The sequence below is a fragment of the Metabacillus sp. 113a genome, from assembly GCF_050107635.1.
Classification (GTDB): domain Bacteria; phylum Bacillota; class Bacilli; order Bacillales; family Bacillaceae; genus Metabacillus_B.
In genome coordinates, this window is record NZ_JBNILJ010000017.1 from 1 (window position 1) to 19,780 (window position 19,780).

General features: G+C 43.3%; 16 protein-coding genes and 1 pseudogene. 8 read left to right on the forward strand and 9 right to left on the reverse strand.

Annotation, left to right across the window (positions count from 1 at the left end):
- Window positions 1-465: 465 nt before the first annotated feature.
- Together ACQCVE_RS17190 and ACQCVE_RS17195 are read left to right on the forward strand one after the other, a co-directional pair.
- Entirely contained in the window at window positions 466-2,073 is a 1,608-nt protein-coding gene (locus ACQCVE_RS17190) for an ATP-binding cassette domain-containing protein (RefSeq protein ID WP_426863493.1), read from the forward strand.
- 112 nt (window positions 2,074-2,185) lie between these two features.
- Complete coding sequence (locus ACQCVE_RS17195; RefSeq protein ID WP_426863494.1) at window positions 2,186-3,523, forward strand: sodium-dependent transporter; 1,338 nt, start codon at window positions 2,186-2,188, stop codon at window positions 3,521-3,523.
- 407 nt (window positions 3,524-3,930) lie between these two features.
- Here ACQCVE_RS17195 and ACQCVE_RS17200 read toward each other — a convergent pair whose 3' ends face one another.
- The 6 genes and pseudogenes from ACQCVE_RS17200 to ACQCVE_RS17225 all read right to left on the reverse strand — a co-directional run bounded on the left by ACQCVE_RS17200 (window position 3,931) and on the right by ACQCVE_RS17225 (window position 10,508).
- Window positions 3,931-5,547, reverse strand: coding sequence for an alkaline phosphatase (locus ACQCVE_RS17200; protein WP_426863495.1), 1,617 nt, complete (start codon window positions 5,545-5,547; stop codon window positions 3,931-3,933).
- A 235-nt stretch (window positions 5,548-5,782) separates the two neighbouring features.
- A complete protein-coding gene (locus ACQCVE_RS17205) occupies window positions 5,783-6,154 on the reverse strand; it encodes a winged helix-turn-helix transcriptional regulator (RefSeq protein ID WP_426846887.1) in 372 nt (123 codons plus the stop codon).
- 256 nt (window positions 6,155-6,410) lie between these two features.
- Window positions 6,411-7,298 (reverse strand): annotated as a pseudogene (locus ACQCVE_RS17210) (DUF1672 family protein).
- Between the two features lie 304 nt (window positions 7,299-7,602).
- Window positions 7,603-8,772, reverse strand: a complete 1,170-nt coding sequence (locus ACQCVE_RS17215) for an FtsW/RodA/SpoVE family cell cycle protein (RefSeq protein ID WP_426863496.1) — start codon at window positions 8,770-8,772, stop codon at window positions 7,603-7,605.
- 276 nt (window positions 8,773-9,048) lie between these two features.
- Window positions 9,049-9,681, reverse strand: a complete 633-nt coding sequence (locus tag ACQCVE_RS17220; RefSeq protein WP_426863497.1) for a LysE family translocator — start codon at window positions 9,679-9,681, stop codon at window positions 9,049-9,051.
- Window positions 9,682-9,716: 35 nt separating this feature from the next.
- Window positions 9,717-10,508: an alpha/beta fold hydrolase gene (locus ACQCVE_RS17225; protein WP_426863498.1), complete on the reverse strand. Its 792-nt coding sequence runs from the start codon at window positions 10,506-10,508 to the stop codon at window positions 9,717-9,719.
- 157 nt (window positions 10,509-10,665) lie between these two features.
- On the opposite strand from ACQCVE_RS17225, the gene lepB reads away from it, so the two are divergent.
- The 3 genes from lepB (at window position 10,666) to ACQCVE_RS17240 (ending at window position 13,983) form a co-directional block, all read left to right on the forward strand.
- Window positions 10,666-11,226 (forward strand): signal peptidase I, encoded by a 561-nt coding sequence (gene lepB / locus ACQCVE_RS17230; RefSeq protein WP_426846895.1) that lies wholly within the window; start codon window positions 10,666-10,668, stop codon window positions 11,224-11,226.
- A 141-nt stretch (window positions 11,227-11,367) separates the two neighbouring features.
- Window positions 11,368-12,273: a DUF4349 domain-containing protein gene (locus ACQCVE_RS17235; protein ID WP_426863499.1), complete on the forward strand. Its 906-nt coding sequence runs from the start codon at window positions 11,368-11,370 to the stop codon at window positions 12,271-12,273.
- An 87-nt stretch (window positions 12,274-12,360) separates the two neighbouring features.
- Window positions 12,361-13,983 (forward strand): ABC-F family ATP-binding cassette domain-containing protein, encoded by a 1,623-nt coding sequence (locus tag ACQCVE_RS17240; RefSeq protein ID WP_426863500.1) that lies wholly within the window; start codon window positions 12,361-12,363, stop codon window positions 13,981-13,983.
- A gap of 128 nt (window positions 13,984-14,111) precedes the next feature.
- Here the strand turns inward: ACQCVE_RS17240 and ACQCVE_RS17245 are convergent, their stop codons facing one another.
- Window positions 14,112-14,369, reverse strand: a complete 258-nt coding sequence (locus ACQCVE_RS17245; RefSeq protein WP_426863501.1) for a DUF2651 family protein — start codon at window positions 14,367-14,369, stop codon at window positions 14,112-14,114.
- A 107-nt stretch (window positions 14,370-14,476) separates the two neighbouring features.
- On the opposite strand from ACQCVE_RS17245, the gene ACQCVE_RS17250 reads away from it, so the two are divergent.
- Complete coding sequence (locus ACQCVE_RS17250) at window positions 14,477-15,508, forward strand: zinc-binding alcohol dehydrogenase family protein (protein ID WP_426846880.1); 1,032 nt, start codon at window positions 14,477-14,479, stop codon at window positions 15,506-15,508.
- Between the two features lie 68 nt (window positions 15,509-15,576).
- On the opposite strand, the gene ACQCVE_RS17255 is transcribed toward ACQCVE_RS17250, so the two are convergent.
- Window positions 15,577-16,449 carry a glycine betaine ABC transporter substrate-binding protein gene (locus tag ACQCVE_RS17255; RefSeq protein ID WP_426863502.1) on the reverse strand — a complete coding sequence of 291 codons (873 nt, stop codon included), beginning with the start codon at window positions 16,447-16,449 and terminating at the stop codon, window positions 15,577-15,579.
- A 220-nt stretch (window positions 16,450-16,669) separates the two neighbouring features.
- Here ACQCVE_RS17255 and ACQCVE_RS17260 point away from each other — a divergent pair, with 220 nt between their 5' ends.
- The gene (locus ACQCVE_RS17260; protein WP_426846878.1) at window positions 16,670-17,872 is read left to right on the forward strand and encodes a quaternary amine ABC transporter ATP-binding protein; all 1,203 of its coding nucleotides are present in this window, start codon (window positions 16,670-16,672) and stop codon (window positions 17,870-17,872) included.
- Between the two features lie 25 nt (window positions 17,873-17,897).
- Complete coding sequence (locus ACQCVE_RS17265) at window positions 17,898-18,695, forward strand: ABC transporter permease (RefSeq protein ID WP_426863536.1); 798 nt, start codon at window positions 17,898-17,900, stop codon at window positions 18,693-18,695.
- A 58-nt stretch (window positions 18,696-18,753) separates the two neighbouring features.
- Here ACQCVE_RS17265 and ACQCVE_RS17270 read toward each other — a convergent pair whose 3' ends face one another.
- A complete protein-coding gene (locus ACQCVE_RS17270; RefSeq protein ID WP_426863503.1) occupies window positions 18,754-19,665 on the reverse strand; it encodes a CobW family GTP-binding protein in 912 nt (303 codons plus the stop codon).
- Window positions 19,666-19,780 lie beyond the last annotated feature (115 nt).

Genomic DNA, 19,780 nt, shown 5'->3' on the forward strand with positions numbered 1-19,780 from the left:
ATGAGATGCCCCTGTCTTGAAGGCTGTTCAAAACAGAAATGGACTGCGAACGTTTAGTCATTCAAGAATCCCACCCGTCACACCGTAAGGTGTAGGGCTTGCGGCTTTAGCCGTGGGAGTCTCAAAGGCAAGATGGGGGTTTTAGTCTGCTTATTTATAAAGCGCCCCATTTATTGTCTAACGATTTTCAGCAGGATTCGGCATGCATGAGTCAGGAAACGGTCTCGAACTCCATTAAGACGCCGCAGCGGACATAAATAGAATAGTTGAAGGAAAGCGAAATGCATAGCAGCTGCTGTGCGTTTTTTTTTGCGGTTATTTTTCGTTGGAGCCGATTTCGTAAGGATGACGGCCTGGTACTTAGGTTGTGAATTGAAAAATTTTGCAGAATCATGTGGTGCGCATAAACGGAAACCGATATATTATGGTGTACATTGAAAAAAATTACAGTATGGGGTCTGGCCAATGAATATGATTAACCGATTAAAAGTTTATTTCGGTCCGAATAGCAAAGGGCTTTATCAGCCGCTGGTCTTTTCCTTCCTGTTGGCTTTAATCTTGCCGGTATGTGTGATTATTGTTCAGCTTATCATTGATGAGACAATAATAATGAATGACTATAAAATGTTCCCTTTAGAAATTTTTCTGCTTTGTCTTTTAATTGCTGCAGCACTCATTCTTACCCATCTAATAAACCGGGCCTTCCGGGAATTTAGACTGCGTGCCGCTGCCGGACTGAAAAAAGCTTTACGGGACAAGCTTTTGCAGCTCTCCATCCATTCGTTTGACCATCAAGCATATGAGCAGCTTTTATCCTTTTTTACTCAGGATGTTGAAGCAATTAGAAGGTTTTTTCAAAGGGGGCTCCACAAATTTTTTGTAGTCCCTGTCATAATTATATTGAGCCTGGGGATCCTTTTTTACTACTCGATTCCGCTTGCTGCAGGGGCCCTTGCCGCTTCGGCTGTTTTAGCCGGAATTATGTACCGTCATCTAAGGATTAAAGCTAACGTTCATATAGAATCTGCACACTTGTCTGATTTGCTTTCTTTAAAAGGAGCGAGGCCTTCAGGTGTCGTTTCTATTCAAAACCAAAAGCTGAAGGGTGCTGCAGTGGGCTGTTCCTTCCTCTTTGCTGCTTCCGGGGGGGTGCTGGCATGGTATGGCCAGCTCGCTCCCGGTGAATATGCCGCCTGTGTCTGTCTCCTTGCACTTATTTTTATTCCGCTGGGCGGTTTCGGACAGATTGCAGGGCTGTGGCCCCATTTTCATACTTCAGGATACCGGCTGCTTGCGATCTTAGAGACACCAAGGTCTGTTTATCAGCCGCCGTTTCCTGCTAAGGACAGAGGGATGATTTTGTTTGACGATGTGGTATGCGGTTATCAGGAGAATCATCCGGTGCTTCATTCTTTATCATTTGAACTGCATCCCGGCAAAATCATTGGAATTATAGGAGAAAGCGGGGCCGGAAAGACTGCACTTGCCCATTTGCTTACTGGATTTTTAAAGCCTGTAGAAGGGGAAATAAAGCTTGGAGGCGGAGCGGGCGCCAGAATATCATCCTGTGCAGTATTTGAACGATCTGATCTGGAAGCTGAAACAGTGAAAGGGAACCTTGCATTTGGGAAGCCGGAAGCGCTGATGAGTGAGATTATTCAGGCTGCAAAAGCGGTTCAAGCTCATGATTTCATTATGGAGCTCCCTGAACAATACAATACACCTCTTGCTGGAATAACCCTTAATAAAGCGGCTATTCAAAAAATCGCGATTGCAAGGGCTTTGTGTACAATGCCGGACATTTTAATTTTAGATGATGCATTCATGGGAATTGAACCGTTCGAAGTCCGGAGGATCCTTAGCAATATAAAGAAGATAAGAGGGATTAAGACAGTTATCGTCCTTACCCGGAGTGCTGACACAGGCAGGTGCACAGATGAAATCATCTTTCTTTCGAATGGAACTGCATCGGAAAGGGGAACGCATCAAGAGCTCATGAGGAATGGCGGATTATACAGCAGATACTGTTTCGGTCAGCTTTTGCCTGCAAAGAATAAGCTGAAGGGCCAGTAGCAGCCCGGGTAATGGGACCCGGGATTTTTTGTGGAATCAAAACCAGGTTTACTTTACGGGGAGAAGTTTGATATAAAGGTATGTATACAAATACATAGAAATGAGGATACATATGAAACAATCAGAACAATGGTCTTCCAAGCTCGGATTTATCCTCGCTTCGGCTGGATCTGCTATCGGAATCGGGGCAATCTGGAAGCTTCCATACGTGGCGGGGACAAGCGGCGGGGGCGCTTTTTTCCTGCTGTTTATTTTATTTACAGCATTGATTGGCCTTCCACTCTTGCTCGGTGAATTCGTCATCGGGCGCAGCACACAAAAAGAGGCAATCCGCTCTTACCAGTCGCTTGTACCGGGTACGGCATGGTCTTATATCGGTTATCTAGGAGTCGCAACAAGCTTTATTCTGCTATCCTTCTACAGCGTTGTGGGGGGCTGGATCCTTCAATATCTGGTTTATAGTGTGACCGGCCAGCTGTCTGGATCGGCTGATTTCGGAAATCTTTTTAATGAAACAATTGCCCAGCCTTATTTTGCAGCGGGTTCGCAATTTGCTTTTATGCTGCTGACCATTCTTGTGGTGTCAAGAGGGGTCTCGAGCGGAATTGAAAAGGCGAACAAATTTATGATGCCAGCCCTTTTTCTTATCTTTATTGTCATCATCGTTCGTTCACTTACCCTCGAAAATGCGATGGAAGGAGTCGCATTTTTTCTGCAGCCGGATTTCACCAAGCTAAATTCGGAGTCAATTCTCGCTGCGATGGGACAATCCTTTTTTTCCCTTAGCGTTGGGGTATCTGTTATGCTTACCTATGCTTCCTATCTTGATAAAACACAAAACTTGCCTAAATCCGCTGTATCCATCGTAATTATGAATATTGTGATTTCGCTTCTTGCAGGTCTTGCGATTTTCCCGGCGGTATTTTCGATAGGGATGGAGCCTGAAGCAGGTCCTGGCTTGCTGTTCGTTATATTGCCCTCGATATTCGGACAAATTCCATTCGGTTCCTTATTCATGGTATTGTTCCTGGCGTTATTCTTGTTCGCAACTCTTACTTCCGCCTTTTCCATGCTTGAAATTTTAGTTGCTTCTTTAGCAAAGGGCAGGCAGGAGAAAAGGAAAAAGCTATCCTGGATCGGCGGTTTGCTTATATTCGCCGCTGGAATTCCCGCTGCTTTAAGCTTTGGAATCTTAGGGGATGTCACTCTATTCGGGAAAAATATTTTTGACGCCGAGGACTACCTGGTCAGTAACATTCTGCTTCCAATAGGTGCTCTCCTGATTGCTCTTTTTATTCCATGGAAGCTGGACAAAGCCATGCTGAAAGCTGAACTTGAAAAGGGAGCGGGAAGTGCGTCTGCCTGGTTTGCTCTTTGGCTTTACACTTTGAAGTTCATCGTTCCGATTGCCATCATTTTCGTGTTTCTTGATGTCCTGGGAGTGATCTGACAGACTTTGTTTTTAGTACACAATCAGCAAATCACCTCCGTTATCCTGCTCTTAGTTTAAGAGAGGGATTCGGAGGTGATTTTATATGCCGCAAATGTTCTTGGGCGGCGGTTAATAGATAATCGTCAAATGAAAAGTTAAGGACGATAATGCCAGTAAGATAATCAATCAGAATGCGTTAAAAGCCGGAAGGGGAGGAGGTTTGGGAGGTAAACCATTTGAAGCAGGATAACATTAAATCATTCGTGCGGGATAGACCATTGCTTAATCAGGCGTGTAAGACTAAAAAAAGACAGCCTGCTTTGCAGCGGCTGCCCTTTAGGCATAAAATCAGTTGCTGGCTTACAAGTATCCTATACGGCAGAAGAATGGCCAGCATTTAAGCGGGGAAGTATGGTTGAATGATCTTAAGAATTTTTTCTTAACAGCTCCACTGCATGCTTAGGTACATAAACTTTTCCGTCGCTTTCAACTGTAATCCCTTCAAGCTCGTACTTTTTGCTGCCAATCATCATTTCATTTTTATCAATGGCTATTTTTGCTTCCGTCCGGCCCCTCTTTACAGTCAGTACAGGATTGTTTGAATCAGTTCTGTCAATTTTAACGGACGCTCCGATTTTTCTGAATGCTCCTTTAGCTTCTGTAAACAGCTCTTCTGTCAGCTTGTCTAAATTAAAGCCCATTCCTTTAGCCATGGAGTAGGCTATTTCTGTATTGTCAATCATTCCATACGGTTTTTTAGGACCATAAGAGTAAAGGAAAACATCCTCGCCAGTATGTCCTCCAGTAGTGAACCCTAGGTTAGCCCGATTAGCGAGCATCTTAACAAGCACGCTTCCAGCTTCTGCCTTTGTTTTCACTGCCTCAAGCTTGGCTGTCTCATCAGCAGAAAGATTATCCAATCCATAAAGCTTTGCAGCTTGTTTAAGGTTAGATAAATCATCCTTCAGCTCACCCATTGCCCCTTCAAGAGTCATTTTAGATTTTTTAAGCGGGTCTATGTAAGCAGATACAGGAATGGAGTCATAGCCCCTGGATGTATTTTGATTCCCGATGGAAAGTCCGCTGTTTCCGTGATCCGTTAAAGCGATAACCATCGTATTTCCGTCTTTTTTTGCAAAGTCCAGTGCTTTTCCTACCGCTTCATCAAAGGCAAGGACATCACTAATCATTCCAATTGGATCATTGGCATGAGCGGCCCAGTCTGGTTTGCTTCCCTCTACAAATAGGAAAAATCCATCTTTATCTTTAGAAAGGGTATTGATTGATTTTTGCGTCATTTGGGAAAGAGAAGGCTGCTCGGGATTTGTTTTGGAACGATCCATATCATAGGCAAGAGCGGTGTCAGAAAAAGCACCCCAGATTTTTCCTGATTTTGATTCCATGAGTTCCTGTTTCGTTTCTACAACATCATAATTCTTGTTTTCAAGGACCTTCATAAGATTTTCTCCATCTTTACGGGTGCCTTTTTCAGATTCAGGAAGAAGTGCTTTTTTCCCTCCTCCAAGGACAACTTCCATGTCCTGATAAACTTGCTGCTCACCGATTACGCTGAAATTATTCCGGTTTACATGATGGGAGGAGAAAGCTGCCGGAGTTGCATGCTGAATTTCGGAGGTTGCCACAATTCCAGTCGACCGGCCTGAAAGCTCGGCACCTTCAAGAACATTTGCAACTGGCTTGAATTGATCTCTACTCTTTACTTTTTCTGCTCCCGGTGAATTGACAACAGAAGGCAAAACGCCTACATATCCGGAGTTGGATTTGTTTCCTGTTGCCATTGCCGTACCTCCAGGTGCAGAGTCAGTAATAGCAGATTCCGATGAAAATGTTTTGACACCGCCTGAAGCGATTTCATCCATGACAAGAGGAGCTCCTTTGTACCAGCGGGCCAGCGTTGTAGCTGAAGAGCTTGCACCATCCATCACAAGCATAATAACGTTAGTCGGTTCCTTTGGCTTCTTGGCAGATACTTCATGTTTTGATAGTCCATCCCCGATAATCTTTTTCGATAATTTTTTCATTTTCTGCCTCCACACATGTATTGTATTCGACTTTATTCTAGTCTCGAAATACTTAGATAGTATTCAGAAAATTTTAATAGATTGTAAATAGTGGAAAAATAGAACTATCTACTTATTAAACAAATTAAATTCATGCCGATAGGTAAATCGATTTTTTTCAGTAAAAGGAGAACCCAATAAAAATAAGCTGCCAATAACTTAAAGGCAGCTTTTAAATCATATGTTGTATGGTCACTTATTGCAGAGGTGTTTCATTCAATTCCTGTTCAGCCATAAGAACTTCGCTTTTATCAGGGTAAACACGGTCGATATGCTGTTCTCCCCAAGCGCAGAGAGAGTCAAGGATTTCTTTTAAAGACCAGCCGTAATCAGTAAGGAAGTACTCTACTTTGGGAGGGACCTGATTGTACACTTTCCGTTCAATGATTCCGTCCTCTTCCAGCTCACGCAGCTGCTGGGTCAGCATTTTCTGGGTAATGCCGGGCATCAGCCGCTTAAGTTCTCCTGTTCTTCTGGTGGCCTTAATAAGATGGCAGAGTATAACGACTTTCCATTTGCCTCCTATAACTTCTAAAGCTGCTTCTACAGGAATATTGTATTTTTTCATGGGTAATGCACCTGCCTTTACATACTGTATATAACTATTATAACCTTTGTTGCCTATGGAGGCTATAAGGTACTTATTGGTGCCTATGGTACAGTTAATGCGTCAAAACCATTAGGATTATGATAACTAGTGTTTACTATTACAAAGGTACATCCGTTGACACTAAATACGTTTGTAAGCGATATTTACAAATAGTTCAACTAATTCTTTATCAGTAGTAATTGTATTAACATATGGGCTCAAAGTTGTGCACCTACTATAAAATAATTGGATTATTTGCTGTCTTAATACTGTTATCCTTTACACCCGTTCCTGTCCTTTTAATAACATTATTATCGTTTAAGGTAACCCTGTAAGTGCCAGGCGGCAGATTTTCACTTGCTTTCAGACCTTCTTCTATTTTCTTATGAATATCTTGACTTGGTTCAGTATTTGCGTCCTTCATATAAAGTTCAATAACAATATTTACTCGCTTCGGATCAATAGTTGGCTGCTTTAAATTTTTAATGGTTCGGGCTGGATTCTGAATATATTGTTCTCTAATTGGCGTAAGTGAAGGGTCAAAAGCTACAATGTAGTACTCCTCCATTCTATAACCAATTGTAGAGATGTTTTTTATAGCCTCAGAAAGGAGACCAGATACAGGGAATGTGGATTTAATTTCTTTTACGAATTTATTCAAATTATTGATCTCATTCTCGAAGAGCATCGCCTAAAGGCCTGTCTCTATATCTCTTTCAATTTCTTCTTGTAAGGACGTAATCTGGTCATACAATATCTTCTTTCCTGGAACACTAACAGGTACAATTGCTAGTGTGTGAAAATGGGGTTCCCCAACCGATTCCACAAAGACCGAAATCCCATCTCGGGCTCCCGCTAAATTGTGAACCGTCACTTCTGTATTATAGTTATTTTTGAAAAAGGTTTTCACAGCCTCTATTATTTCTTCTTTGTTTTCCGATGCTAGTTTTTCGGTTAGATTGCCGCTGTTAGGGAGTTTAAATCCTTCTCCTGTGTAATCCTGCACACTGGCATATGTATCTTGATTCTTGGTTTCCTCTTTTTGAACTCCTTTCTCTGGCGATGGTGTTCCCCCAAGCTCTTCCGTTAATTCAGCATTCTTCTTATCTAACTCATCTCCCATTTTTTCCAATTGTGAGCAGCTTCCTGTAATAAAAACAGACCTAACGAGATAGTGCACAGCTTATATGTAACGTTCAACGGCTTACCTCCTTACTTTACATATATACCTCTAAAAACCCAAAATAATTGAATCGAATCAGGATCCAGGAAAAAATTCCTTCAGTGAAGCAGGGGGAGCACCGCAACCGTGTCCGTCCCCGCCAGACTGAAATTTTTTGTATAAGAAAAGCTGACTCTTTCAAATACAAGAGTCAGCTTTCTATTTAACGGATATACAGCCTTCCAGCTTAAGATAGGCAGGCTGGTTAACGGTCTGAAAACATATACGTACGATGGTGATACCTGATTCCAAAAACTAAGCCAATCGCCATCATACTGCCCATTAAGGAGCTTCCTCCATAGCTTATGAAAGGGAGGGGGATTCCTGTTATTGGAAGGATGCCGACGGTCATTCCTGCATTTTGCAGGACATGGAACACAAACATGCTGATGACTCCTGCACAGATAAAGCTGTTAAATGGCTCATTTGTTTCCATCGCCACTTTAATTAAATGGTAGATGAGCAGAAAAAATAAGCTGATGACAATGCTTGTCCCTACAAACCCGAATTGCTCTCCGATGACGCTGAAGATAAAATCCGTGTGATTCTCGGGAATTCGGACATCACTGTTTCCAAGCCCCTTCCCGAATATTTGTCCCGAACCAATCGCTTTCATTGAGTTGAGCAAATGGAAGCCTTCTGCAGAAGGATACTGTTCAGGATCCAGCCAGGAGTATATCCGGGCCATCTGATATTGCTTTGTCCCAAGGACGGCACTGATCAGTTCCTGCTGCCGGAGTGCCAGATACAAGAGGGTGATGCCCACTAAAGCAATCGAAGAATAAACAATCGTAATGATTTTCCAGGATATACCGGACACAAGAATCATTCCGGCGGTTATGGCAATCAGTACAAGTGAAGTTCCCAAATCCTGCTGCATGATCAGAATGAGCGGAAAGCCTGATACAGCTCCAATTTTCACGAGAAGAAACAAATCCGATCCGATTGATTTCTGCTGATGGCTCTGATGATGCTGGATTAACACGCTGCTGATGGCCAGTATAACAAATGTTTTGACAAATTCAGAAGGCTGAATCGAAATGAACCCGAGATCAAACCAGCTTTTTGCACCTTTAATTGTTGGAGCAATGCTTTCGGGAGCTACCTTTAATAACAGCAGCAAAAAGATTCCGAACCCATACAGGTACCAAGTAAGCCTCTGCAGCTGTTCTGAATCAAAAAACATGACAGATGCTACAATTCCGCAGCCGAGGATGTAGTATATGAATTGACGAACGACAAAATTCGTTTCATATTGTGTAGCGGTCAGCTGTGCTCCATAAATGGCAATGATGCTAGTACAAAACAGCAGAAAAAGCAAAAAAGCCAGCTGGTAATCAAACTGCTGATTTAAAGAGTTTCTTTCTCTTTCCATATCTTTCACCAACTTACAAAAGTTTCCGCTAGTAAAGCCATTAGCGAGGCTAAACACTATCTATCATCCTACCACAATCTATTAAATGTGTGCGAGGAAATATTCCACCGCTAAGCGCCTAATTCTATAGACGTTATAAAGCCTTAAAAAGTTTCTATGATGGCAGGCGAAACTTCGCTGTACTGTGTATCTAGGCAGCAAGCCCTTTAAACGGACAGCGGCAGAAAAGCATGGGAACGAAAACCAGCCTCACAGATATTCTGCTCCGTTGCTCTGTTAAAAAGAATGAAAAAAGTCCCATATTAATTTGATTGCAAAAAGAATCAGTGATGTGCCTGCAATAAGATTGATGATCCTTAAAACCAGTGCTGATATGAACTTCCTTGCAAAGTGGACGGTCAGGGCTACATTCAGATTCCATAGAAAAATTCCTGCCACGATAAAAAAGCTGTAAGCGAAAACATCTGCCATTCCAAACGAAGATGGAAACGAGGCAATAGCTGACCCGTAAACCCCAAACCAGAAAAACAGGTTAAACGGATTGCCGAATGCAAGGAAAAATCCTTCTGCAAACGATCCCTGCAAATTTCCCGGGGGATGGACGTCAAGCTTTGTCTTATCATATCGGTATGCGGAAATGCTTTTGATCCCAAGCTTGAAAAGAAGAATGGCTCCTGCAGCAGTCATCGCAGTTGAGATAACGGGGATCCTGAAAAACGGCAGCAGCCCTCCGAGGATTGCTCCAATAAATATGAGATCGGCTGTCAATGCCCCGAGCCCTGTAAGCCAGGATGGCCAAAATCCTCCAGACAGCCCTGCTCTGATCATTTGCAGTTTTACCGGTCCAACCGGTGCTGCAAGACTGATCCCGAGCACCAGCGGTTTTATAAAAAAAAGAATAGCGTCCACAGAAATGCTCCTTTTTTGGCTCGTCCTTCTATATCTTATTCATGAAGGTGAGCGGAGCATTCTATATAATTTTGAATAAAGTGTTTCAGTATGAAGTTAAGCTCGTTAGGAAACTTTGTCGGTATCTGATGGCCGGCATCTGAAATATAAACGATTTTCGCATGAGGAATTTCTTGTTCATAAATGGCAGGATACGATTTCAGATATCTGTCACTCGATCCGTAGATAAGAAGTACCGGCATAGCCAGAAGATGCAGGCGGGCAGTGGCGGTGTATGAAAATGTCATTTGATACTGCTTATAGAGTCCATAAGGATCTGAAAGCATCATGTACCGTTCCAGAATATCTTTCATGCACGGATCAGGTGCATGGGCTCTGGCGATTGCTTTTGATAGGCAAGACATTCCCCCTGCACCTGTCAGTGCTATTCCTAATTTAAATTCGAGAGTGAGAAGCGGGGTGGAAACTTCCGGAAACCCGCCAATTAATAGGAGCCCTTCTGTCTTATCAGGATAGGCTAATGCAAATTCCTGAGCGATGCATCCACCATTGGAATAACCGCAGATAATGGCTTTAGAAATTGAAAGAAGGGATAAGAGCTCATAAAGATCATCGGCCAGTTCACGAACGGATAATGCAGGAAGTAACCCGCCGCTTCTGCCATTGCCTCTTAAATCATAGGTCAATACCGCGAAATTCTTTTGGAGCACTCTTTGATAGTGAAAAACAGCAGAGCCCATTCCGGTAGGATGAATAAAAACAATGGTCTGTTTTCCTGTGCCGGTAAGCTGGTAAAACGTTTTGCCGGAAGGGTAAGAATAGGACAAGTGTAAAACCTCCTCTCTGTCATTATGTCCATAGCATGTGATTGACATGTTTTCAGGAGACAGCTAAAATTGATTTAATTTGAGTCAATTGTGATAAAATAGAGTATCGGTTGTCTTTGTATAAGCTTGACTTAGAGGAGGAACATCAGTGCCGGAAATACCGCCCCGTAACAAGAAAAAGAAAAGAAGTCCCATTTTAGAATGGATCGCTGCCATTTTAGTGGCTGTCGTACTGGCGGCTAGCATAAGGATTTTTATCTTTGAACCTTATGTGGTAGATGGGGATTCAATGGATCCAACACTCAGAAACTCTGAGAAACTTTTTGTGAATAAAATCATCCGTTATGTAGGAGATTTTGAACGGGGAGATATCGTCATTATTAATGGCCAAAATAACAGTGAACACTATGTAAAAAGGATTATCGGTCTTCCCGGGGATACAGTGGAAGTTAAGGATGATGTGCTTTATGTAAACGGCGAAGAGGTGAAAGAGCCCTACCTGACCTCTAACCGGATAGAAGCAGAGTCTACAGGTGTTCAGCTGACCAATGACTTTAAAGAAGTAAAAGTTCCGGAAAACAAATACTTTGTTATGGGTGACAATCGCCTTGTCAGTATGGACAGCCGGACAGGCCTCGGTTTAATTGAAACAGAAAGAGTTATAGGAAGATCAGAATTTGTGATGCTTCCGTTTGATAAAGTACGGGCAACAAACTAAAGCCGATCCATTGGATCGGTTTTTTATTATGTTCTGCCTTCTGCCAAAAAAGAAAGGATTCATTGTGAAAAAATTACATAATTTTGTAACATTTGTAAAACAAAGACGTCTATGTATTTAAAAAGGGAAAAGAGGTGCCTAATGATTAAACTTGCAGCAGGCGTTTTGCTTGTTATTTTCATCTTGACCGGCTGCAGCAATGAAAATAATGCGAGCTCCCGGGACCACTCAGCTTCGGGAGATGGAGAAATGATGGCAGCAGAAGAAAAAGAGGCACTAAATAAAAAGAGCGGGGTGAAAGCAGAAACTGAACAGCCTGCTGAACAGGAAGGTCAGCAACTGATCAAATCTCCCCAGGATCAAAAGATTATCTATACAGCGGAAATGAGTATAGAAGCAGAAGATTACAATAAGGCTTATACTAAAATCGAAAAAGACGCTCAAGCTGCAGGCGGCTATATCGTCAGCACTTCATCAAACAAAACGGAAAATGGACCGCGGGAGGGGAGCATCACTTTAAGAATTCCCCAGCAGGAGTTCAACGGGTTTTTAGCCGTCATTGAAAATGGTGAACTGAAAATATTCAGTAAACATGTTTCAGGGCAAGATGTGACGGAGGAATTCGTGGACTTGGATTCCAGGCTCAAAGCGAAGCAGGCGGTTGAAGAAAGACTCCTCTCGTTTATGGAAAAAGCGGACAAAACAACTGATTTGCTGTCCATTTCAAAGGATCTATCCACTGTCCAGGAGGAGATCGAACAGCTGAAGGGGAGAAAGAATTACCTTGAGAACCAAACTGATTTCTCTACGGTTACCATCCAGCTTAGTGAATCTAAGGTGGTAGTGCCGGGGGTTGATAACAAGGAATGGAATACGTGGGAGAAAACACAGCGGCAATTTATGGGAAGCATCAATGCGCTTTTATATGGAGGATCGGCATTCATTGTGTTTACTGCAGGAAATCTCCCAATTTGGATCATGTTGTTTGCAGCTGGCTGGATAGTTTATTCCTTCTGGAAAAGAAAGCGCCGGGGAGGGAGGGACTAACAGGATTCAGACAGGAAACCATTTGTCTATTTCGTGGCTATTCATGCTATAATGAAGAGGATGATTATTAATTGGAGGACTTAAACTATGATTACAGTAAACAATGTCGGCTTGCGCTACGGCGACCGCAAGCTTTTTGAAGATGTTAATATAAAATTCACTCCCGGTAACTGCTACGGACTGATTGGGGCAAATGGAGCAGGAAAATCAACGTTCCTTAAAATTCTTTCAGGAGAAGTTGAAGCTCAGAGCGGTGACGTTCATATGGGACCCGGTGAGCGTCTTGCTGTATTGAAGCAAAACCATTTTGAATATGAAGAACATGAAGTAATGAAAGTTGTCATTATGGGTCATGAACGTCTTTTTGAAGTGATGCAGGAAAAAGACGCCATTTACATGAAAGCTGATTTTTCAGATGAGGATGGGATGAAAGCGGCCGAGCTTGAAGGAGAATTTGCCGAGCTGAACGGCTGGGAAGCAGAAAGTGAAGCGGCTATTCTTCTTAAAGGTCTTGGGATTCCTGAGGAGCTTCACACGAAAACAATGGCAGAGCTCACAGGCGGAGACAAGGTAAAGGTGCTGCTTGCACAGGCTTTGTTCGGAAAGCCGGATGTACTTTTACTGGATGAGCCTACGAACCACTTGGATTTAAAGGCGATCGGCTGGCTGGAGGAATTTTTAATTAACTTTGAAAATACAGTCATTGTTGTATCCCATGACCGTCACTTCCTTAATAAAGTCTGTACCCATATTGCCGATCTTGATTTTGGGAAGATTCAGGTTTACGTCGGGAACTATGACTTCTGGTATGAGTCCAGCCAGCTTGCCCAGCGCATGGCTTCGGACGCTAATAAGAAAAAAGAAGAGAAAATCAAGGAGCTTCAGGCATTCATTGCAAGGTTCAGCGCCAATGCATCCAAATCCAAACAGGCGACTTCCCGTAAAAAGCTTCTTGATAAAATATCACTGGATGATATTCGTCCGTCTTCAAGAAAGTATCCGTATGTCCATTTCACCCCTGAACGGGAAATCGGGAATGACCTCCTGCGTGTAGAGGAAATTTCTAAAACGATTGATGGCGTTAAAGTTCTTGATAACGTGAGCTTTATCATGAATAAGGGTGACAAGATTGCGTTTACAGGCGGTGATGAGGTGGCTAAAACCACCTTGTTCAAAATACTGACTGGCGAAATGGAAGCTGACAGCGGGACATTCAAATGGGGCGTTACAACCTCACAGTCGTATTTCCCTAAAGACAATAACGAATATTTTGACAGCAACGATCAAAACCTTGTCGACTGGCTAAGACAATATTCTCCAAACGACCAAAGCGAAAGCTTCCTCCGCGGATTCCTGGGAAGAATGCTTTTCTCCGGGGAAGAAGTGCTGAAAAAATCAAGCGTTCTTTCCGGAGGAGAGAAGGTGCGCTGCATGCTCTCCAAAATGATGCTGAGCGGAGCGAACGTGCTGATTATGGATGAACCAACGAACCACTTGGATCTAGAATCCATCACAGCATTAAATAACGGAATGATAAACTTTAAAGGATCTATGCTGTTCGCTTCTCATGACCATCAGTTTGTTCAGACGATAGCCAACCGGATTATTGAACTGACCCCTAATGGCTTTGTGGATAAACAAATGTCCTATGATGAATTTTTGGAAGACAGTGATGTTCAGAAGCAGCTGCAGGAAATGTATGCCTCTTAACGATATCCATCTAAATTTCAGATAACATATAAAAACTCTTGGATTCATTTCCAAGAGTTTTTATTTTGCTTTCTTTAATTTTGAAAACGGCCTGATCCATTATTTTCTGATGTGTTCCTTCCAAGCTGCTAATGCTCTTTTTCCTTTTTGTTTTTTTCGTACAAATCCCTGCCTGTTTTCCCAAAGTAGGATACGAGAATAGAAAGGACTGTATAGATGGATACCCAGATTGTGAATGTGTCGTTAAAGATTGTCATTGTCAGAAAAATGAGGATCAGCAGCATTAAAACAGGCATAACCCAAATTTTGTGGATCAGCCATGAGCCGGCAAGGGATAAAATCATGACTGCAAATGGGATGATGAATAAAACCAGTGCAAATTCCAACGAAACCGCTCCTTTCCAGCCTCCTTGATTATAAAGGAAAAAGGGAGTGCCTGAAAGTTTTTATCCCCAAATACTAGGGAAGATAAAGTAGTGAGAAAGGATGATGGATGATGACTGCTAAAATGAAGGCTGCAGGCTTACATCAATATTTGCCGATCAGCCATCCCGAAAGCATAGTGGAGGAAGAAGTTAACAGGCCCGAACCTGGCGAACGGGATATTCTGGTGAAAATTAAAGCCGTTTCTGTTAATCCGGTCGATACGAAAGTCCGCGCTCCTAAAGATGGGGAAGAGAAGGAGCTGAAAGTTTTAGGATGGGACGCTTCCGGAGTTGTAGAGAAAACCGGATCAGGTGTGACAATGTTCCAGCCTGGAGATTCGGTCTATTATGCTGGCTCTATTTCCCGCCCGGGTACAAACAGTGAATATCATCTAGTGGATGAAAGAATTGCAGCTGCAAAGCCGGATATCCTGACATTTGAAGAAGCAGCAGCCATGCCGCTAACGAGTCTGACGGCGTGGGAAGGGCTATTTGAGAGGCTTGGCATCAGCCGGGACCAGGAACAAAACGAGGGAAAATCCATTTTGATTATCGGCGCGGCCGGCGGAGTTGGATCAATTGCCCTTCAGCTTGCCAAGTGGGCAGGGCTGACCGTTATTGGAACAGCCTCCAGAAGAGAAACGCAAGAGTGGGCGAAGGAACATGGTGCCGACGAAACCATTAGCCACTATGAGCCATTAAAAGCTCAGCTGGAAGCGAAAGGGTATGCCCAGCCAGATTATATTTTTTGCCTGAACAGCACGGACCAGCATTGGGAACCGATGATGGAGGCCATTGCTCCACAGGGGAGGATCTGCTCGATCGTAGAGACGAAAACCCCTTTGGATATCAGTCTTTTGCAGCAGAAGAGCATTACGTTTGTGATGGAGTTTATGTTCACCAAGTCGTTGTTTGAAACAGTTGATATGGAGAGCCAGCATAAAATCCTTACTGAGATAGGTGAGTTATTTGCCAGCAGAAAGCTGAAGCCAACGTTAACAGAGACGATCAAACCCTTCAGTGCAGAGAGCATAAGAAAAGCCCATGAGAAAGCAGAATCCGGCAAAACCATCGGCAAAGTAGTGGTATCAGGATTTTAGCTGCAGACTGGGTCCGTGCTTGGCTATGAATAAAAGGCATAAAAATAACCCTCAGGAGAGGGTTATTTTTATTCAAACCAGCTGTCAGTCAGATCACGGTTGTCTTCAATCCATTTTTTTGCGCCACGCTCAGGGTAGTATCCATCCTCTGACTGAGCTGCTGCATTCACATATTTAATGAGTTCGGACATTTGATCGTCGTTAAGCTCCCAATTGTTCATCCACTCAATAATTTCCGGGTGTTCCTTGCTGAACCCTTTTCTTGTCATGTACTGGATATTATCAGGTTTCCCGTATGATTCTTTAGGGTCTTCTAAATACTTGAGGTCCATATCGGAGAAGATCCAGTGGGGACTCCACAGTGTGACAGCGATCGGCTTCTGATTGTCATAGGCTTTTTTCAGCTCAACAAGCATCGCGGCCTCTGATGATTCCACAATTGTATAATCCAGGCTGTAATCCGTTTTCATTTTACCTGTAAGCTGCATTAAGCTTGAGCCGGGGTCAATTCCGTACACTTTCCCTCCGAACTTATCCTTGACCGTATTCAAATCCTCCAATGAATTCACATCTTTCAAATACGATGGTACAGCTATCCCGAGCTGGGTTCCTTTATACCATTCGTCATGAAGTTCTACGTCCTCTTTATATTTGTCATAAAAAGGCTTATCCGTGATTGGCAGCCAGACATTTCCCTGAATATCAATGTCTCCCCGGGCCACACCGGTCCAGTTCGCTGCTTTATCAAGCTCCATCATTTCAACATTATAGCCTTTTTCTTCTAAAAGAACCTTCCATAGATAGGCAGTAGAAATGTTATCAATCCAGTTGATCATTCCAATTTTGATTTTCTTTTTGCTGTCTCCAAGCGGGCTGCTGCAGGAGGCAAGTACGAGGGTAAATAGCAGAGATAAAATAACCGCAAGCTTCATCTTTTTCAATATGTATGTCTCCTCTCTTTCTTCAATCGCTGTATTTGTTTTCCCTAATCAGTCAAGGATAAAACACTATTCAATGAAAAAATTATGTGAATAGGTTTACATACTGATACATGGGGTATGTATGTACTATCCCCCTCATGACCATATCTCTATTTTTTCCTGAAAGCATGAATCTTAACAGTCCTTCACACAAACAATAGCAATAGAAAGAGGTGGACCTATGGAAAATGTAAAAATCAAAGCCGAGAACGTCAGTAAAATCTTCGGTAAAAATCCTCAAAAGGGTATTGAACTCCTTAAAAAAGGCAAGTCAAAAACAGAAATACTTAAAGAAGCAGGATTGACTGTAGGGGTTAAGGAAGCAAGTTTTGAAGTACATAGCGGAGAAATTTTTGTCATCATGGGGCTTTCAGGAAGCGGTAAATCTACGCTCGTTCGTATGTTTAACCGGCTGATCGATCCGACGGCAGGCTCTCTTATGATTGATGGGAAAGATCTTGTGAAGATGAAGGGCGAGGAACTGAGAGAGGTTAGAAGGAAGAAAATGAGCATGGTGTTTCAAAAGTTTGCTTTATTTCCACACCGGAATGTTCTTGAGAATGCGGCCTACGGACTTGAAGTTCAAGGTGTTCAAAAGCAGGAACGGGAAGCAAAAGCACAGCATTCTCTTGAGCTTGTGGGGTTAAAGGGATATGAGAAAAGCTATCCAGGCGAATTGAGCGGAGGAATGCAGCAGCGGGTGGGACTTGCAAGAGCACTTGCCAATGACCCTGATATTCTTCTAATGGATGAAGCTTTCAGTGCTCTGGATCCGCTGATCCGCAAAGACATGCAGGATGAACTGATTGAACTGCAGGAAAAGATGAAGAAAACCATTATTTTTATTACACATGACCTGGACGAGGCTCTGCGGATCGGTGACCGGATCGCTCTCATGAAGGATGGAGAAATTGTCCAGATTGGCACACCGGAAGACATCATGACGAATCCGGCTAATGATTATGTTGAACGCTTTGTTGAAGACGTTAATCTTGCCAAGGTGCTGACAGCAGAATCGGTCATGTCGCGTGCTGAAACCATTCAGGTTGACAGGGGACCGCGCGTGGCGCTTAAAATTATGCGCGATGCCGGGATGTCCAGCATTTATGCTGTGGACCGCAAAAAATCATACATGGGTCTGGTAACAGCTGATGATGTTTCTGAGGCCGTAAAACGCGATCAGCCGATTTCCGCATTTCTAAAAACCGATGTGCCGGTTGTAAGAATTGACACCCTGATTGAAGAAATGTACGAAAAGATGGCCGATACAAGATACCCGCTTCCGGTTCTGGATGAGGACAACCGGATTCGAGGCGTTGTAAAACGTGAACGGGTGATTCAGGCGCTGGCCGGGAGAGAGGTGAATACCATTGAACATTCCTAAGCTCCCTATAGGCAAGTATGTCGACATGTTCGTGGAGTTTTTAAATGATCAGCTTTTGGGATTCTTCAATATGGCAGGAGATATTATTGAGGGCTTCAATGATATTCTAGTCAATTTGATGATGCTGATCCCAGCTGTCCTGTTTGCAGCAATTGTTGCGGGCCTTGCCTACTGGGTAAGCCGAAAATGGGGTCTGACCCTTTTTACACTGATTGGGCTTCTGCTTATTATTAACCTTGGCTACTGGGAACAGACAATTGACACGCTTGCATTGGTGCTTACCGCTGTTATCATTTCCATTATCTTAGGTATTCCACTCGGTATCTGGTCTTCCCAGAGCGACCGTGCTTCCGGAATCATTTCCCCGATATTGGATTTTATGCAAACGATGCCTGCATTTGTTTATTTGATTCCTTCCATTCTTTTCTTTGGAATTGGAGTAGTTCCGGGGATTATCGCATCAGTCATCTTTGCAATGCCTCCGACCATCCGGCTTACCAATTTGGGCATTAGACAGGTTCCGGAGGATTTAGTAGAGGCAGCTAATGCATTCGGTTCAACGACCTCTCAAAAGCTATTTAAGGTTCAGCTCCCGCTTGCTATGGGAACAATCATGGCTGGGATCAACCAGAGCATCATGCTGGCACTTTCCATGGTTGTCATCGCATCACTCGTAGGGGCTCCGGGACTTGGAGTTGAAGTTTACCGGGCTGTTCAGAGAATTGAAGTAGGGCTTGGATTTGAATCGGGTCTTGCCATCGTTATTCTTGCCATCATACTTGACCGCATCACCCAAAACCTGAAACCAGGCAAAAAAGGATAAAAAAAGAAAAAGCCGTACTGTCAAAGCAGACAGTACGGCTTTTTAATGAATTGGAAAATCACCTCGTGATTTCTTCCATTTTTTCGCTGATCCAGCTGTGATTAAGATTTTCTCCAATGAACACAAGCAGCGGCTTCATTTTGAGCGGTTCCTTCATGTATAGTGGCATCCCGTACGAGTATTGAACTGAAAATGTTCCCTCGGATTCCGAAAAGGATACATAGCCTTTAATACGGTAAATGGTTTCGGGCATCTCGCGTAAAAATTGTTCAAACCCTTCCAGATCGACTGAACCAGCGAAGGAGTGGACATAGGTTTTCATGTGGAGTTTGCCAATATCTGATTTTTCGATTTCCCCTTTACGGGATCCTGTCATCTTTCTGATATCAGCCAGATTCACCTTTGCATGGGAGGTCATAATCAGACTTCCTCTGACTTGAATGGCTTGAAGCTGCCGGACTATTTCTGCTTGCTCTGCTTCGCTAAGAAGGTCCGTTTTGTTCAGCAGGACAAGATCGGCATGCTTAACCTGCTCAATCAGGAGTCTCCTCACAGGAATACTCAAGTGGTCCTGTGCATCCCATCTGGAGCCATCCACAATTGAAATGATCCCTTTCATCTGCAGCCTGTCTGCAAAAAGCGGGGATAGACAGGAATCGAGGACTTCTACAGGGTGGGCAGCGCCTGTTGTTTCAATATAGATGACGTCTGGCCCATGATCTTCAAGCAGCAGATGGAGCTGTGTTTCAAACTGCCCCTGCATCGTACAGCATACACATCCGTTTAAAAGTTCTTTTAATGGAATGTCATCCGCCACTGCATCACTGTCTATCGACTCTTTTCCAAGCTCATTCATAACCACTGCGATCTTTCTGCCTGTTTCTTTTTCTTCTTTCAAAAGATTTTTAAGAAGGGTTGTTTTGCCTGCACCTAAAAACCCTCCGAGTATGTATACCTCCGTTTGGCTCATGATGATCTCCATTCCTGACTGTTTTTCCCCATATTACTCAAAGATGCCTCATTCAGTCAACAAAAAGGCGAAACTCCTGTTTCAACAGCCGGTCCCAAACGCACCGAGATCGATT

Excerpts from the sequence above, each read along its gene's own strand:
- ACQCVE_RS17190 (WP_426863493.1), top strand. The coding sequence starts at position 466 with ATGAATATGATTAACCGATTAAAAGTTTATTTCGGTCCGAATAGCAAA.
- ACQCVE_RS17195 (WP_426863494.1), top strand. The coding sequence starts at position 2,186 with ATGAAACAATCAGAACAATGGTCTTCCAAGCTCGGATTTATCCTCGCT.
- ACQCVE_RS17200 (WP_426863495.1), bottom strand. The coding sequence starts at position 5,547 with ATGAAAAAATTATCGAAAAAGATTATCGGGGATGGACTATCAAAACAT.
- ACQCVE_RS17205 (WP_426846887.1), bottom strand. The coding sequence starts at position 6,154 with ATGAAAAAATACAATATTCCTGTAGAAGCAGCTTTAGAAGTTATAGGA.
- ACQCVE_RS17215 (WP_426863496.1), bottom strand. The coding sequence starts at position 8,772 with ATGGAAAGAGAAAGAAACTCTTTAAATCAGCAGTTTGATTACCAGCTG.
- ACQCVE_RS17235 (WP_426863499.1), top strand. The coding sequence starts at position 11,368 with ATGATTAAACTTGCAGCAGGCGTTTTGCTTGTTATTTTCATCTTGACC.
- ACQCVE_RS17240 (WP_426863500.1), top strand. The coding sequence starts at position 12,361 with ATGATTACAGTAAACAATGTCGGCTTGCGCTACGGCGACCGCAAGCTT.
- ACQCVE_RS17250 (WP_426846880.1), top strand. The coding sequence starts at position 14,477 with ATGATGACTGCTAAAATGAAGGCTGCAGGCTTACATCAATATTTGCCG.
- ACQCVE_RS17260 (WP_426846878.1), top strand. The coding sequence starts at position 16,670 with ATGGAAAATGTAAAAATCAAAGCCGAGAACGTCAGTAAAATCTTCGGT.
- ACQCVE_RS17265 (WP_426863536.1), top strand. The coding sequence starts at position 17,898 with ATGTTCGTGGAGTTTTTAAATGATCAGCTTTTGGGATTCTTCAATATG.
- ACQCVE_RS17270 (WP_426863503.1), bottom strand. The coding sequence starts at position 19,665 with ATGAGCCAAACGGAGGTATACATACTCGGAGGGTTTTTAGGTGCAGGC.